Genomic DNA, 15631 nt, shown 5'->3' with positions numbered 1-15631 from the left:
AGAAATGGAGCAAAAAATTGCCATCGTAACCGGAGGATCATCAGGATTAGGTTATGCTATAGCCAAAAAATTTACAGCCAATAACATATATACCTTCATCATCGGTCGTGATAAAGCGAACCTTGACAATGCCTGCAAAGAGTTTGGTGCTAACTGTGAAGCCATTGTTTTTGACCTCACTAACCTGAAAGGCATTCCGGAACTGGTCAACAATATTGTTAGCAAAAAAGGCCGAATTGATATACTGGTAAACAATGCCGGCATTAACATGAAGAAAAATTTAGTTGAAGTAACCGATGAAGACTTTCAACGCATTCTCTTCACTAATGTCAATAGCGTTTTCAGCTTGTCGCGCGAAGTAGCCAAAGTAATGATTGCACAAAAAAGTGGTAGTGTCGTCAATATCAGTTCAATGGCTTCGCAGTACGGTATTCCTCAGGTCATTGCTTATTCCGCTTCCAAGTCTGCTATTGAAGGTATGACACGTGCCATGGCGGTGGATCTAAGTCCGCTGGGTATTCGGGTAAACTGCATTGCTCCGGGTTTCATCTTCACACGCATGTCATCGGCAGCGCTCGATAATGATCCTGCAAGAAAACAAAAGGTATTGTCACGTACCCCTATGGGTAAACTTGGTATGCCGGAAGACATTGCTAATGCAGCCTATTATCTTTCTTCTGATGAAGCCAGTTATTTAACAGGCACAGTTGTGCCTGTGGATGGTGGTAACTCTATAGGATTCTAACATAACAGCATCGTCTATGATTTTGATGGAACAAACCATGCGTTGGTTCGGCCCTGCTGATCCGGTAAGCTTAAGCGATATCAGACAAGCCGGTTGCGCAGGCGTGGTAACGGCATTGCACCACATACCTGTAGGTGAAGTCTGGAGTATTGAAGAAATTGAAAAACGAAAAAAAATAATTGAGGCTGCAGGACTAACCTGGACTGTCATTGAAAGTTTGCCCGTACACGAGGACATTAAAAAGCAAAGCGGCAACTACAAGCAATACATTGAGCACTACAAGCAGAGTTTACACAATGTTGCTGCCTGTGGCCTAAAAGTTGTTACCTACAACTTTATGCCCATCCTCGACTGGTTGCGCACCAACGTATCCTATACTCTACCAAACGGAAGCAAAGCCTTGTATTTTAAAAAAGCTGCTTTTGTAGCATTCGATTTATTCTTATTAAAAAGACCCGGAGCACAACAAGACTATTCTGCACAAGAAATTAAGGAGGCAGAAGATTTTTTTGCAAGCGCCAGCGAGGAAGAAAAACAATCACTGTTTAAAAATGCATTGCTGGGCTTACCAGGCAGTGATGAAAGTTTTACACCTGCACAAATTCTTGCAGCCTTAGAGGAATACAAACATATTGATGCGGTCAAATTGCAACAGCATCTTTTTTATTTCTTACAACAGGTGGTACCCGTTGCAGAAGCACTTCACCTGAAGCTTGCCATACATCCTGACGATCCACCCTTTTCAGTTTTAGGACTACCCCGCGTGGTTTGTAATGAAAAAGATGCAAAGGCACTAATTGAAGCTGCCCCCTCTCCTGCCAATGGCCTTTGTTTTTGCACAGGCTCTTTTGGTGCCAGAGCCGACAATGATTTAGTCGGCATGATAAAGCGACTGGGAGCACACATTCATTTCCTTCATTTGCGCAACACTAAACGTGACGAGTATGGTAATTTTTATGAAGCCAATCACCTGGAGGGTGATGCCGATATGCCGGCCGTTGTCAATGAAGTATTGGCCTTGATGAATAAGACGAAGCAGTCCATTCCCATGCGCCCTGACCACGGTCATCAGATGTTAGATGATTTACAAAAGAAAACCTACCCTGGTTACTCTGCCATTGGCCGACTGAAAGGGCTGGCAGAATTACGAGGCCTGGAAAGAGGTTTGGCAAGTTTACAATACAAGCAAGACAGATAATATAACACAAATGAGTAAGTCAGGCACAAACACGGCATCATTTATACACGATGATTTTTTGCTGCAGTCACCTGTAGCCAAAGTTTTGTATCACACCTATGCAAAAGATTTACCTATACTTGATTACCATTGTCATTTGCCACCCGATGATATAGCAACGGACAGAATATTTAAAAATCTGACAAGTATCTGGCTTGAAGGTGACCACTACAAGTGGAGAGCCATGCGGACACTTGGTATTGATGAACATTATATAACAGGGAAAGCCAGCGACTACGAAAAATTTGAAAAGTGGGCACACACGCTGCCTTACACCTTGCGTAATCCTTTATACCACTGGTCGCACCTGGAATTGAAAAGATATTTTGATGTTGATCAATTGTTGTCACCCGCTACAGCACGTGCTATTTATGATGAGGTCTCCAATAAACTGAACCAGTCGAATTACAGCACCCGGGGATTAATCTCAAAAATGAATGTTGAGTTAATCTGCACAACAGACGATCCTATTGATTCATTAGAGCAGCATGCAACTATAAAGCGCGAAGGCTTCGCATGCAAAATCCTTCCGGCTTTCAGGCCAGATGCTGCTTATGCTATTGAAAATCCTGTAGCTTACAAAAGCTATTTACAAAAACTCAGCGAAGTATCAGGCATCAGTATTAACAACTATGAACAGCTGTTGCTGGCGTTGAGCAAACGTATTGACTATTTCCAAGCAGCCGGATGCAGACTATCCGATCATGGACTTGAGAAAATCTATTTCGTTAAAAGTGGAACTGTTAATGCTGCGCATGTCTTTTCAAAGGTATTGTCTGGTGCTTCGCTTGAGGCGAAGGAGATTGAAAGCTTTAAAGCAGACATACTCCTGCAACTAGGGAAACTTTACCATGCCAAAGGCTGGACGCAACAATTTCACCTTGGTGCTTTACGCAATGCCAATAGCCGCTTGTTGAGCACCCTTGGCCCCAACACAGGTTTTGACTCTATCGGAGATTATAGTCAGGCTGAAAACCTGAGTTTATTTCTGAATGAATTGGATAAGACAAATCAGCTAACAAAAACCATACTGTATAATCTCAATCCTGCAGACAATGAAGTAATGGCAACCATGATTGGTAATTTCAATGATGGTAGCATAAAAGGAAAAATACAATACGGATCAGGTTGGTGGTTTTTAGATCAAAAAGATGGTATCACTAAACAACTGAATGCACTTTCGAATATGAGTTTACTCAGTTGCTTCATAGGCATGCTCACCGATTCAAGAAGCTTCTTGTCTTTCCCCCGCCACGAATATTTCCGAAGGATACTGTGCAATATGCTGGGTGATGATGTAGTGCGTGGTGAGCTACCACATGATGAAAAATGGCTGGGTAAAATTGTAGGTGACGTTTGCTATTATAACGCTAAAGAATACCTGAAGTTTTAAAGAATATGCTTAGGGTTTTACAGTCAGTACAGCTTTCAATCTTATATCTCTGCTCGAAGCGCCAATCAATAACTCGAAATTACCGGGTTCTATAACCCATTCCATGTTGGCGTTCAGCATCTTTAATATCTCAGGTGTTATGGTAAATGTTAGATTCTTCGTTTCACCTGCTTTTAGCGTAATCCGCTGAAATCCTTTGAGTTCTAAAACAGGTCGCGCCACTGAAGCCAATACATCTTTTAGATACAGCTGCACTACCTCATCTCCATCGCGAGTGCCTGTATTGGTAATGCTAAATGAAAGTGTAGTAGGCTGACCTGATGCTATTTCACTTTTTTCAAGTTTCAAATTCCGGTAGGCAAAAGTTGTGTAGCTTAAACCAAATCCAAAAGGGAATAATGGTAAGCCACTCAAATTGTTATAATCATCTCCCCTGCCAGTAGGCTTATGATTGTAAATCAGTGGTAGTTGCGCTTCGTGTAAGGGAAAAGTGATGGGTAACCTTCCTGCAGGATTGTAATCTCCAAACAAAACCTGAGCCAGTGCATGGCCGCCCTCTTCACCCGGATACCAGACATCAACAATACCTTCCACTTCTTCTATCCAGTTATTCATGGTTATGGCACTGCCGCCAACCAAGACCACTACAACGGGTTTGCCAGTGGCAGTCACTTGTTTAATTAATTCTTCTTGATGTCCCGGCAACTGAAGCATGGCTCTGTCCTGAAACTCGCCTTCATCTATGCCTGCGGTTATGATAACAACATCTGCTTTTTTTGCAACATTTACAGCTTCATCAATTTTAGCTTGCCAGTCATTTGGCACACCAACATCCCAAACCAATTTGATGTGGGCATTGCCGACAGGTTCATAAAACTCAATTCGAATGTTGTATTTTTTATTCTTTTCAAATGCATAATCCACTAAGCTCGTACTGTAGCTTTGTTTTCCCCATCGGTCAATAATCAGTTTGTCATCCAGGTATAAACGAAATCCATCATTACCTTCCAAGCCAATTTTAAAAGAACCAGTTTCAGGTGCCTGAATTTGACCTGACCAACGCACTGAATAATAGCCATTATTGATTACTTTATCCGGTGAGTAAAGTGTCCAATGAAAATCAATGCGTTCATCATTTCTTTTCAATGCCGGATTTCCTGAGAAGTCGAGGTTATTAAAATACTCACCGGCCAATCCTGCACTATTATTACTCGTGAGGTATTGACCAGAAACGACTGTGAAGGTCTCACTGGTTCTTCCACATCCTGCAGCATAAACTACAGTCTGTTTTGTTGCACGTTGCTTAATACCCTCAAGTATGTTCACTACACCATTTCCTTTACCACTATAGCCACCTAATCTTCCTTCCTTAGCCTCTTCACCAATTACAGCTATGGTTGAGATATTTGCCTTGAGTGGTAAAATTACATTATCATTCTTCAGTAATACAATAGATTTCAATGCTGCTTCTCTCGCCACTTTCTTATGAAGCTTTTGATCAATTAATTTTTCAACTTCTTTCTCCGATAAATAAGGAGTTTCAAACAAACCTAATTCGAACTTTGCTTTTAAAACACGACCTACTGCTTCATCAATTTTTGCATGATCAACAGTAGTACCCAGTAATGCAGGACTAAACAGATCAAAATGTTTATACTGTGTTTGGAAAATAACATCCAAACCGGCATTAAGCGCTTGCTCGCCTGAGGTCGGATAATCCTGGGCTGTATTATGCAACACAGTGGTACCTCCAACGGCACTGGCATCTGAAATTACAAAACCGGAAAATCCCCATGCCTCTTTTAATTTTTTTCTCAACAACCATTCATTCATGCTGGCTGCTGTGCCATCAATAGAATTGTAGCTCGTCATTAAAGAACGCGCACCACCTCTATCAATACAGGCGATGAAAGGCGGGAAATGTATTTCTTCCAATAGACGTTCGTTGTGATGAATCGGATAACTGTCGCGACCGCCCTCTCCTACGTTGGCAATAAAGTGTTTTGGGGTGGTGATAATGTTCATCTGCTCAAAAGCCTTTACAAAAGCAACACCCATTTCGGTAGTGAGGAATGGATCTTCGCCATAGGTTTCTTCTACACGGCCCCAACGCACATCGCTGGCAATATTTACCACTGGTGATAATACCTGGCGTATCCCACGCACTTTTGCCTCCATGGCGATTACATGAGCAACTTGTTTCATTAATGTCGTATCAAAAGTAGCAGCAAGAGCAATGGCCTGCGGAAAACTGGTAGCACCTTCGCGCACCAATCCATGCAGGGCTTCATCAAATGCGATGATAGGAATACCCAACCTTGTTTTTTCAACAAAGAATTTTTGAATGCTGTTGATTTTACGCACCAAAGCCAAGGCATTTTCGGTAGTATTATACCGCAGGAGCTGTTGTGTGTTTTCAGTACCCTGTGCGGCTGCGCTTACCTGTAATCCGAATATACCATGCTTGTACTGTTCTGGTTCACGGTGATCTAAGTCACCGGGTATCATAAAAAGCTGCCAGGCCTTTTCCTCGGCTGTCATCCGGTTCAATAAATCTTTTACCCGAACTTCCACAGGAAGTGTGGCATTCTTATAAGGAAATTGCTGTGCTGATGAATCGGTATTGAACAATAACGATATAGCAAGGGTGAGGTAAAGAACAGGTACTGTATACTTCATACCAATAGTGTTTGCCTTAGTATTTAAATACCAAGGCTGGATAAGTTTTGTATTTTTTAATCAGTGAAGGAGGTATTTCAACAGTTGTAAGTTCTCCTGATTGTTTCCATTTAAGCGCTATGCCCTCACTCAGCATTGTGAGTTTTGCATTTTTTTCAGGAGCGTTTCCATACCAGCTTATTTTAGTTGGCAGCGCAGTGCCTTCCTGCAAGCGTACCATGGCATAGCGTGTTCCGTCTTTAGCCCTGGTAAAAAAAGTTTCTCCATCCTGCACCTGATCGACCGTACGTGTATTGTAGATGGCCTCACCATTACTTTTAAGCCAGCTACCTATTTCCTGCAGACGCTTTACTTGTACATCTTGCAATAAGCCCTGTGCATCTGGTCCGACACCCAGTAACAAACTTCCACCTTTCGCCACAACTTCAATTAATATATGAATGATTTTTGTACTGCTTTTAAATTGATCATTAGGTACATAGCCCCAGGCATTGCCTAAGGTAATACAACTTTCCCAGGGATAATCTGACTTTACCTTGGGTATACTTTGCTCAGGCGTCCGATAATTTTCGTAAGCACCATGCACCGTTCTGTCTACCATTAAAATACCAGGTTGTGCCTTACGCGCCATTTGTGCAATGCGCGGCATATCTATGTGCTGACTGAAGGGTGGTATCCTGGCTCCCCAGGCGCGGACTTCATCATTCACCGTTTCAAGCGGACGTACCCAGCCACCATCTAACCAGAGAATATCAATAACACCATAGTTGTGCATCAATTCACTGAGCTGATTAAACGTAAATGTTTTAAATTGATTCCATCGCCAGGGATGTTGCTTGATGTCGTAGTTTACATTGCGATCTGCGGTAGCGTATCTGGGCCACCAGTAAAATTCAGAATGCCAATCCGGTTTAGAAAAATAAGCTCCAATCATAAAATCCTGCTGACGAAAAGCTTCGAATACATGCTTGGCCACATCTGTCTTAGGATGATCAGCAAAAGGTCCGTTAGCAACAGAGAAATCAGATTGTTTGGTATCAAACATGGCAAAACCATCGTGATGCTTGGTCGTAAATACAACGTAACGCATACCGGCATCCCTGGCTGCTTTGGCCCATTGCGTTGGATCAAATTGCCGGGGGTTAAAGGATTCTTTCAATCCCCAATACCATTTTTTATAATCATCATATGCTATTGAACTGTCACGACCTATCCAGTCTACATCTTCCGAGCATAAAGTCCATGATTCCACAATGCCGGGTACAGCATAAAGCCCCCAATGGATAATAATGCCGAACTTCTGATCGCGCCATTTCTCCAGTTTTATTTTCACAAGAGAATCTTCCGGCCACTGATACTGACTTGATTGCGTATGTACATTACCCTGACCTAGCAACGACAAACAAGAACATGCTATAAATAGAAAGAGCAAGATTGTGGATTTCATATACAAGTATAGGCGTCTGTCCTGAAACTATATAACGAATAACTGCTCAGGGTTAAATTTTCTTCTGAGTTCGTTGCGAAGCAAACACTATACTGGCAAGGTGAGTTCAGGGAAAGCACACGGCAGATTGAAAGGAATAGGTGCATGATAAAGAGACATCAGGCAAAATTCAGCATATTCGGTTTTTGTGCGATAATTGCAATTATTATGCTTTTATATAATAATACGAGGCAGGCCATTTTGAAACAGCATTATGCTGCGCTGCAAGCCACCAGGTTTTTACCTCCAATCATAATTATTAGGTTTATATGTAATAATTGAAAATATTAGGTAATTGCGTAATAATTTGAAATATTAGGTTTTTACATAATAATTTTATTTGTATCTTTAATACTAGTAGTAAAGTATTCATTCAAGCGCGTCATGCCAGAGTCATTTGAAATTGTATGGTCAGAAAAAAAGTAATTACCGGCATTATTACAGGGGACATCATTAACTCAAGAGGTGGTAAGGTCAGGCAGTGGCTTCCTGTGCTCAAAAAAGCCCTTGCATTAACGGGAAAAAGCCCTCAAGCCTGGGAAATATACAGGGGGGATAGCTTTCAATTGGAGGTAAAGAATCCGGCCGATACATTATTGACTGCGATTCGTATCAAAGCTTATATAAAAACAATTAAAAACGCAGATGTAAGAATAGCCATCGGCATAGGCGAAAAAGATTTTTCTGCTTCCAGTATAACAGAATCAAACGGTGAGGCTTTTATTTACTCAGGTGAAAAATTTGAAAACCTGAAACAGGAGAAACAAAACATGGCTGTAAAAAGCAGATGGCTTGATTTTGACCGCGAGATGAATCTCTATATTCGTTTTGCTTTAATTGCCATGGATAATTGGAGTACGGGGGCTGCGGACTTAATTAAAATGCTATTGGATAATCCGGAGATTACACAAACCAAACTGGCCACTAAACTAAAGATTACACAGTCGGCAGTGAGTGGAAGGCAAAAGAGAGCGTATTATAATGAAGTAAAAGATCTTGAAATTCTGTACAGAGAAAAGGTTGAACAATTAATACGCACTGTATGATATTGCTGATAAAATTAGTGCTGACACATCTTCTTGGTGATTTCATCTTACAACCAGCCAGTTGGGTAAAAGCGAAAGAGAAAAAGAAACTAAAAGCATGGCAGTTGTATGCACATATGCTTATCCACTTTATTTTAATTATGTTATTGGTTTGGGATATTACTTTTATGGTCCCTGCCCTATCCATTACTCTTAGTCACGGCATTATTGACGCTGTAAAACTTCATTACCAAAAGAAATCAACAGAAAGAATTTGGTTTGTTTTGGATCAATTATTTCACTTGGCAATCATTGTAACTGTATGGTATCATGTCGAAAGTCCCGTAATAGTATTTGATCTTAGTAAAATAAATCTACTATACATTACAGCAGTTATATTTATAACAACGCCTGCGTCCATCATTATTAAAACATTAATATCTCAATGGAGTCCTGTAAGTAATAAACCAAAAAATATTTCGCTACAACACGCAGGAAAATATATTGGCGTTTTGGAAAGATTATTGGTTTTTACATTCGTAGTTACCGACAATTGGGAGGCTGTAGGGTTTTTAATCGCAGCCAAATCTGTTTTCCGCTTCGGTGACTTAAAGGATTCACGCGAATTGAAATTAACTGAATATGTGCTTATCGGTACTTTATTAAGTTTTGGTCTGGCGGTTGGCACCGGATTACTTATCAATTTCCTGGATAAGTCTTACTAACTGCTTAAAAAACCTTCGTATATAATTCAGCAGGTTTCGTTTCCTTTATAGATTCTTGTTCCAGTATCTCAAATACATTCTTTTTAATAGTGAGTGCAATATCACCAGTAGGCAAGTCATTGCAATCAAGACCGAATGGTTCTTCTATCTCCTCTGCCATTAACTCTAATCCTAACATAGCAAAGAAGATAAACATGGTAAGTGGTATAGCATAAAAACCAAAATCGTTAAACAAGCCAAAAGGCAAAATCAAACCATATACGGAAACGAATATTTTGATATACACAGAATAACTAAATGGAATAGGTGTTTTCTTAATGCGTTCGCAAGCTCCCATTACATCAATCAAAGCGAAATAGTGTTGCTTCACATTAATTAAGTCAGCATCAGTTAAGGCACCAGCCCGATAGATCGTATGTATTTTACCATAGATTAAGGTTGCAAGGTAACCAGGTTTATGCTGCTTGACATTCAACTCATTCAGTTCAGTTGAATCGAGGTGAATCAGTTCTTCTGTTTTTACTCCTTTGCGCAGGTGCTCTTTTAAGGCTATGCAAAAATTAGCAATATGCTTGGCGAAATAGAAACGGCTTTCTTTGTCGTTGTTTGGCAGGCTTGCCTGCAAGAGCGAGGCTAAAGTTCGGGTATTATTAACCAAACTCCCCCATTGCTTGCGGCCCTCCCACCACCGGTCGTAGGCAGTATTGGTACGGAAGACTAGCAAAATACTGAGTACTATACCAAGTAAAGAAAAGATACTCGAATTTAACCTTGGTTCAATTTGAAAAAAATACATGCTAAAACTTACCGCACTGGCTATAATACCGATTAGCAATACACCTCTTAATATTTTTTGCATAGTCCAGCTTTTGGCTAGATTACCAATATCTCTAAACCAGTTGTTGTTGGGTTCGTATAATATCATTTTTCAATTTTTAACATCTGTATTTTGCCTTTACAAGAATCGCTTCAGGCTTCAAGCCACACAATTCTTGCCACTAACATCCAGCCTCCAGTTTCGAACTTCTAACCTCACTCAATTCCACAACTGATACTCCTGCTCAAATTTAATAGCCTACAATTTGTTCATGTTCGTAGCACCACGCCCAGCGTTCTCCCGGTTCAGCAGAAATAGCTACAGCATGTTGCATTTCCTTAGCGTGTTTAGAAGCATGTTTATTAGGTGAAGAATCGCAACACAAAGTAATACCACAAGTCTGGCAAGTACGCAGGTGCAACCATTCATCGCCCGTTTTAATACAAGCATCACACACATAATCATTAGGAAATTTAGTGATTTCCAATGTGCTCAGGTGCTCGCAACGTACTGCTTTCATTTCACTAATTTACAGTTTAAATTAATTTCAAATTTGAAATTTGAAATTAATATCAATTCTCCGCCAGATACTCATGCACAAACTTAATTGCCATGGCCCCCTCGCCTACAGCAGAGGCAACACGGTTCATAGCACCGGCTCTTACATCACCGGCAGCAAATATGCCAGGACTACAAGTCTCAAGCAAATAGGGCTCCCGTGGCAGCTTCCATGTTTTTTTAAAACTATCATACTTCAGTAAATCGCGACCAGTCTCTATATATCCCTTATCGTCTCTGATGATATCTAACTTCAGCCAATCAGTTACTGGTTTAGCACCAATGAAAATAAATAAGGCAGCAGCCTTTTCTTGCCTACGTACATTGGTCACAATATTTTCCAGACAGATTTCCTCCAACTTTTCGTTGCCGTATACCTGCCCCACTATGGTTTCACCGAGTACTTCAATGTTAGGTGTGTTACTGATTTGATCAATCAGATACTGCGACATGGTAGACGACAAGTTTTTTTTGCGAATAACCATAAATACTTTTTTTGCAAAGTTTGACAGGTACATAGCAGATTGTCCGGCTGAATTCCCACCACCAACTATGTAGACATCACGATCCCGACAAGCATGTGCTTCGGTAGTTGAGGCTCCATAGTAAATGCCTGCTCCCGTAAATTTCTCTATATCTGGCGCATCTAAAGAACGATAATCCACTCCTGTTGTAATAATTACACTTCGTGTATTAATTACACTACCATCACGTAGCGTAATAATTTTATAAGAATCTTTAATGGTTATATCAACTACCTCTTGTGGTGATAGCAACTCAACACCAAAACGTGTAGCCTGAGAAATGGCTCTCCTCGATAACTCTGCACCACTTAAACCATTTGGGAAACCCAAATAATTTTCAATACGTGAGCTTGTACCTGCTTGTCCACCGGGGGCACGCTTTTCTACCATGGAAGTATTCAAGCCCTCTGAACCACCGTATACAGCAGCTGCTAAACCGGCAGGACCAGCACCAATAATAGTTACATCATACAAAGTCTTTGATGCTTTAGCACGCATACCAGTCCTTTCTCCTACTGTAGGCAAATCTGGATTTAATAGAAAAGCACCATCTTCAAAAAATACAGCAGGTAATGATTTTACATCAATCTTATTAAGTTCTACTAACTCTTGCCCTATAGGACTACTCTCAACATCCAACCACTGATACGGAATTAAATTTCCTGATAAGAAATCTTTAATTTGATGTGAGCGCGGTGACCATTGATAACCGACAATACGTATACCTTGAAAAACAGGAACATGCTTACTCATCCACTCATCCAACTGTTCATCCAACGCTGGATACAATTTTTCTTCAGGCGGATCCCAGGGCTTCATTAAGTAATAATCAAGTTGTACATCGTTAATGGCACGAATAGCAGCATCGGTGTCTGAGTAAGCCGTTAACAAAATACGTCTAGCGTCTGGATATAACTCTTTGGCTTGTTGCAAAAAATCAACACCTAACATTTCAGGCATACGTTGATCAGACAAAAATAAAGCGACTACTTCATTCTTGTTCTTTAAATCTTTCAAGGTTTCCAATGCCTCGTTGGCCGAAGTAGTGCTGAGTATGCGATAATCCTTTCCATACTTATTACGCAGGTCACGTGCAACAGCACGCAGTACTTGAGGATCATCATCTACGGCTATTAATATAGCTTTGTTCATAGTTATTTAATGGGGAAGCAAATTTTAAATTCTGTTCTGCCAGGCTTTGAAGTCAATTCAATTTTTCCGTTGTGCTGATTAATAATTTGTCGTACTACTTCTAAACCAAGACCTGTACCTTTACCCATGGCTTTGGTCGTAAAGAACGGGTCAAATATTTTATCTTGTATTTCTTTGGGTATACCTGGCCCACTATCGATGATGTAGACATTGATGAACTCCCGATCGAGAAGAGTTTTGATCTCGAGTACTCTCTCATCTGTATTTTCCATTGCATCAATAGCATTATCAATCAGATTTGTCCATACCTGATTCATTTCGCTGACGAAGATTGATGCCTTTGGTAAATCTTTTTGAAAATTTTCAACAAGTTTAATGCTGTTTTTTTTCAGCTTATGATTAAGCATAGTTAAAGTATTTCGGATACCCGGATGTATATCAGCCACTTGCTTCTCGGTTGCCTGATCCATGTGCGTATAGCCTTTTACCGAAGTAACAAGCGTATTGATTCGTTTTGAGGCTTCCTCAATATCGGAAACTAATTTTTCAGTAGTCAGCACCTGATTAATCCAATACAACACTGCAGGAACATCAATGGGTCTCAACCAACCCTTTATTTCTTCGAGGTCTTCAGTATTTATAGAGAAGTCTGCGAAGGTTTCAACTATATCATAGGGGTTTTCTAGCCCTGTTTTCTCCAGCCAATCTGTTAGCTCGTCTTCCAATGCAGTTTTTTGCATCAAAGAAAGTGAGACATCACCATAGCGTTGTGTTCTTTTAAAAACAAAATTGGTTACCTGATCCACTATTGCATCATCAGCCTGTATTTTGATTACACGCTTAAAATTTTCCGGGGTATGTGCCAAATGCTTTTTTAATTCTTGCGCACTGCGCACTACTGCCGCTGATGGATTATTGAGTTCATGTGCCAGTCCTGCAGAAAGTTTACCCAAGGCCATCATCTTGTCATTCTGCTGTTGTTGCTTGGTGAAGTCACGCACACGATCCGTCATGTTATGCACTAACACTTCTGTTATCTCATGACATTGATTGATTAACTCCGGAAAATGATCCTTATGCAGAAAGAAAAGAATGAGATCGCCCTCTGCAAAGCCTTCAGCTACAGCTGCTTTCATGCGTGAATAAGGTAGACGACCTAATATTTCCATGGGCTCATACGTACCCAGATTTCTACGGCCATTGGGTTGATTAACGAAAAGTGTAACACCGCCCTGCATTACAATTTGAAAGCCATCAATGGTGTCTCCACTGCTGAATACCTTATCACCTTCTTTATAATGATTGGCTGTGCCATTGGAAGCCAGCCATTGAAGTTGTTGATCGGGAACATTAACAAACTCAGGTACCTGCTTTAATAAATGAAAAACATCTTTTACCATGTAAGGGGGTAATATTTAATATGCATATCCATTTAGAGTCCTTGACCACTTGATCATTACAAATAAAGGGGAACAATCTGCAAAAACTTAGATTGCTTCGGTCGTGCCTCCCTCGCAATGACGTGAATTCTTATTTTAGGACTTTTCGCGGACATTGATAATATTTAATAATATTAATAGATAAAGATTATCTGAGCAAAAAAGTTTCATTTCTCATTGCCTTAGCCCCAAAGAAGATTCTGTTGGCCTGTTATTTAAACTATTTTGCTCCCTTAGTGGTTAATACTACATGAAAGCATTATGGAATGGCGAGATTATTGGGGAAAGTGATGACACACTTATAATTGAGGGTAATCATTATTTCCCACTCGAAAGCATTAAACAAGAATATCTAACTCCTAGCAATACCCATACGCATTGCGCATGGAAGGGTACTGCATCCTACTATAACTTAGTAGTAAATGGTCAGGAGAATAAAGATGCCGTTTGGTATTATGCAGAGCCCTCCGAATTAGCTAAAGGAATAAAAGGACGCGTTGCTTTTTGGAAAGGGGTTCAGGTTACCAAGTAATTGTAATATTGCATGCCATAGATTTAACTAATGTTCACAGATGCCTAAGTCCTATATTTGAGAACTTTTAGATTTTTGTAGCCTCACGATAAGCTATATTGATGGACAGAAAGAAATTAAAACCATACTTTATTCTTAACAGCCTGATTATCTTGTTTTTCCTTTTCATTCTATGATAGTACAATACCAGACAGTACGCAAGCATTCTGTTGAGCTTTGCAAACCTTTGCAACGTGAAGATTATGTGGTGCAGCCAAGTCTGGATGTGAGCCCACCCAAATGGCATTTAGCACATACTACTTGGTTTTATGAAGAGATGTTGTTGGCTAAGTACCTGCAAGATTATCAACGTTTTCATCCACGTTATGCCTTTCTTTTCAATAGCTACTATAATACTTTGGGCGACAGGGTTTTAAGACCTCAACGCGGCAATATGTCTAGACCCACGGTTGATGGGATTTTGGCGTATCGGGAGTACGTGGATGAGTACATGCTCAAACTTATTCCACAAGCTGATACAGATGTATTGTCTTTGATCGAAACTGCACTTCATCACGAACAACAACATCAAGAACTTCTATTGACTGACATAAAATTTATACTTGGGCATAACCCGCTCTTTCCTGAATATCATACTGATTTTAAAGAAACTCATGTAATTGAGAAAACTCATGACTTCAAAGAATTGGAGAGTGGCATGTATAACATTGGTCATGCAGGAAGCGGATTTGCCTTTGACAATGAAGGTAAACAACATCAGGTTTTTCTTAATGCTTTTAAAATCAGGCAGTCTTTAGTTACCAATCGTGAATATCTCGCCTTTGTTGAATCAGGTGCATATGCTGATCCTACTCACTGGCATAGCGATGCCTGGTATTGGTTACAAGAAACGAAGATCAATAGTCCATTATATTGGCATAATATGAATGGAGCATGGCATCGCTATTCATTAAGTGGCCTTCAATTATTGCCTCTGGATGAACCAGTTACACATATTAGCTTTTACGAAGCTGCAGCCTTCGCTGAATGGAGTGGCATGCGTTTACCGACAGAGTTTGAGTGGGAGGCCGCTGCTGAACACTTCCAGTGGGGACAGCGTTGGGAGCATACCAATAGTGCCTACCTAGCCTATCCTGGCTATGCAAAGCCACCAGGAGCTTTGGGAGAATACAACGGAAAGTTTATGATTAACCAAATGGTTTTGCGTGGTGCATCTATTGCTACACCTCAGAACCATGCGCGTAAAACGTATCGCAATTTCTTTCATCCATCTATGCAATGGCAGTTTACAGGTATTCGCCTTTGTAAAAAGTAAAAAC

At 40.4% G+C, this 15631-nt stretch carries 13 protein-coding genes; 7 read left to right on the top strand and 6 right to left on the bottom strand.

All coding sequences use genetic code 11. From position 1 onward, the window contains the following. Positions 1–4 precede the first annotated feature (4 nt). From SanaruYs_RS02610 to uxaC, 3 genes are read left to right on the top strand one after another with little or no spacing between them, the layout of a single operon-like run. Positions 5–745, top strand: coding sequence for an SDR family NAD(P)-dependent oxidoreductase (locus tag SanaruYs_RS02610; protein WP_127120944.1), 741 nt, complete (start codon positions 5–7; stop codon positions 743–745). A gap of 16 nt (positions 746–761) precedes the next feature. Continuing rightward, the gene (gene uxuA, locus SanaruYs_RS02605) at positions 762–1943 is read left to right on the top strand and encodes a mannonate dehydratase (protein WP_127120943.1); all 1182 of its coding nucleotides are present in this window, start codon (positions 762–764) and stop codon (positions 1941–1943) included. A 10-nt stretch (positions 1944–1953) separates the two neighbouring features. Next, entirely contained in the window at positions 1954–3375 is a 1422-nt protein-coding gene (gene uxaC, locus SanaruYs_RS02600) for a glucuronate isomerase (RefSeq protein ID WP_127120942.1), read from the top strand. A gap of 9 nt (positions 3376–3384) precedes the next feature. Here the strand turns inward: uxaC and SanaruYs_RS02595 are convergent, their stop codons facing one another. Continuing rightward, complete coding sequence (locus SanaruYs_RS02595; RefSeq protein WP_127120941.1) at positions 3385–6054, bottom strand: glycoside hydrolase family 3 protein; 2670 nt, start codon at positions 6052–6054, stop codon at positions 3385–3387. Between the two features lie 16 nt (positions 6055–6070). Then, entirely contained in the window at positions 6071–7501 is a 1431-nt protein-coding gene (locus tag SanaruYs_RS02590; RefSeq protein ID WP_127120940.1) for an alpha-L-fucosidase, read from the bottom strand. Between the two features lie 446 nt (positions 7502–7947). On the opposite strand from SanaruYs_RS02590, the gene SanaruYs_RS02585 reads away from it, so the two are divergent. Both SanaruYs_RS02585 and SanaruYs_RS02580 read left to right on the top strand, forming a co-directional pair. Then, positions 7948–8586 (top strand): transcriptional regulator, encoded by a 639-nt coding sequence (locus SanaruYs_RS02585; protein WP_246011818.1) that lies wholly within the window; start codon positions 7948–7950, stop codon positions 8584–8586. Continuing rightward, complete coding sequence (locus tag SanaruYs_RS02580; RefSeq protein ID WP_127120939.1) at positions 8583–9290, top strand: DUF3307 domain-containing protein; 708 nt, start codon at positions 8583–8585, stop codon at positions 9288–9290. Before SanaruYs_RS02585 ends, SanaruYs_RS02580 begins: the two co-directional genes overlap by 4 nt. Before the next feature lie 4 nt (positions 9291–9294). On the opposite strand, the gene SanaruYs_RS02575 is transcribed toward SanaruYs_RS02580, so the two are convergent. The 4 genes from SanaruYs_RS02575 to SanaruYs_RS02560 form a co-directional block, all read right to left on the bottom strand. After that, the gene (locus tag SanaruYs_RS02575; RefSeq protein ID WP_127120938.1) at positions 9295–10215 is read right to left on the bottom strand and encodes a bestrophin family protein; all 921 of its coding nucleotides are present in this window, start codon (positions 10213–10215) and stop codon (positions 9295–9297) included. A gap of 142 nt (positions 10216–10357) precedes the next feature. Further along, positions 10358–10627: a UBP-type zinc finger domain-containing protein gene (locus tag SanaruYs_RS02570; RefSeq protein ID WP_127120937.1), complete on the bottom strand. Its 270-nt coding sequence runs from the start codon at positions 10625–10627 to the stop codon at positions 10358–10360. 52 nt (positions 10628–10679) lie between these two features. After that, positions 10680–12341: a response regulator gene (locus SanaruYs_RS02565; protein ID WP_127120936.1), complete on the bottom strand. Its 1662-nt coding sequence runs from the start codon at positions 12339–12341 to the stop codon at positions 10680–10682. 2 nt (positions 12342–12343) lie between these two features. Continuing rightward, positions 12344–13741: an ATP-binding protein gene (locus SanaruYs_RS02560; protein ID WP_127120935.1), complete on the bottom strand. Its 1398-nt coding sequence runs from the start codon at positions 13739–13741 to the stop codon at positions 12344–12346. Between the two features lie 289 nt (positions 13742–14030). On the opposite strand from SanaruYs_RS02560, the gene SanaruYs_RS02555 reads away from it, so the two are divergent. Together SanaruYs_RS02555 and egtB are read left to right on the top strand one after the other, a co-directional pair. Next, positions 14031–14312 carry a DUF427 domain-containing protein gene (locus SanaruYs_RS02555; protein WP_127120934.1) on the top strand — a complete coding sequence of 94 codons (282 nt, stop codon included), beginning with the start codon at positions 14031–14033 and terminating at the stop codon, positions 14310–14312. Positions 14313–14484: 172 nt separating this feature from the next. Further along, entirely contained in the window at positions 14485–15627 is a 1143-nt protein-coding gene (egtB, locus tag SanaruYs_RS02550) for an ergothioneine biosynthesis protein EgtB (protein WP_127120933.1), read from the top strand. Positions 15628–15631 lie beyond the last annotated feature (4 nt).

It is taken from the genome of Chryseotalea sanaruensis (genome assembly GCF_003990915.1).
GTDB lineage: Bacteria > Bacteroidota > Bacteroidia > Cytophagales > Cyclobacteriaceae > Chryseotalea > Chryseotalea sanaruensis.
Note: the sequence above shows the minus strand (reverse complement) of the source record. Positions and strands in the feature narration are given on the sequence as shown.

Bases quoted from the DNA above. Each gene is read 5' to 3' on its own strand.
- SanaruYs_RS02580 (WP_127120939.1), top strand. From the start codon at position 8,583: ATGATATTGCTGATAAAATTAGTGCTGACACATCTTCTTGGTGATTTC.
- uxaC (WP_127120942.1), top strand. From the start codon at position 1,954: ATGAGTAAGTCAGGCACAAACACGGCATCATTTATACACGATGATTTT.
- SanaruYs_RS02565 (WP_127120936.1), bottom strand. From the start codon at position 12,341: ATGAACAAAGCTATATTAATAGCCGTAGATGATGATCCTCAAGTACTG.
- SanaruYs_RS02590 (WP_127120940.1), bottom strand. From the start codon at position 7,501: ATGAAATCCACAATCTTGCTCTTTCTATTTATAGCATGTTCTTGTTTG.
- SanaruYs_RS02610 (WP_127120944.1), top strand. From the start codon at position 5: ATGGAGCAAAAAATTGCCATCGTAACCGGAGGATCATCAGGATTAGGT.
- egtB (WP_127120933.1), top strand. From the start codon at position 14,485: ATGATAGTACAATACCAGACAGTACGCAAGCATTCTGTTGAGCTTTGC.
- SanaruYs_RS02595 (WP_127120941.1), bottom strand. From the start codon at position 6,054: ATGAAGTATACAGTACCTGTTCTTTACCTCACCCTTGCTATATCGTTA.
- SanaruYs_RS02585 (WP_246011818.1), top strand. From the start codon at position 7,948: ATGGTCAGAAAAAAAGTAATTACCGGCATTATTACAGGGGACATCATT.
- SanaruYs_RS02555 (WP_127120934.1), top strand. From the start codon at position 14,031: ATGAAAGCATTATGGAATGGCGAGATTATTGGGGAAAGTGATGACACA.
- SanaruYs_RS02560 (WP_127120935.1), bottom strand. From the start codon at position 13,741: ATGGTAAAAGATGTTTTTCATTTATTAAAGCAGGTACCTGAGTTTGTT.
- uxuA (WP_127120943.1), top strand. From the start codon at position 762: ATGATTTTGATGGAACAAACCATGCGTTGGTTCGGCCCTGCTGATCCG.
- SanaruYs_RS02575 (WP_127120938.1), bottom strand. From the start codon at position 10,215: ATGATATTATACGAACCCAACAACAACTGGTTTAGAGATATTGGTAAT.
- SanaruYs_RS02570 (WP_127120937.1), bottom strand. From the start codon at position 10,627: ATGAAAGCAGTACGTTGCGAGCACCTGAGCACATTGGAAATCACTAAA.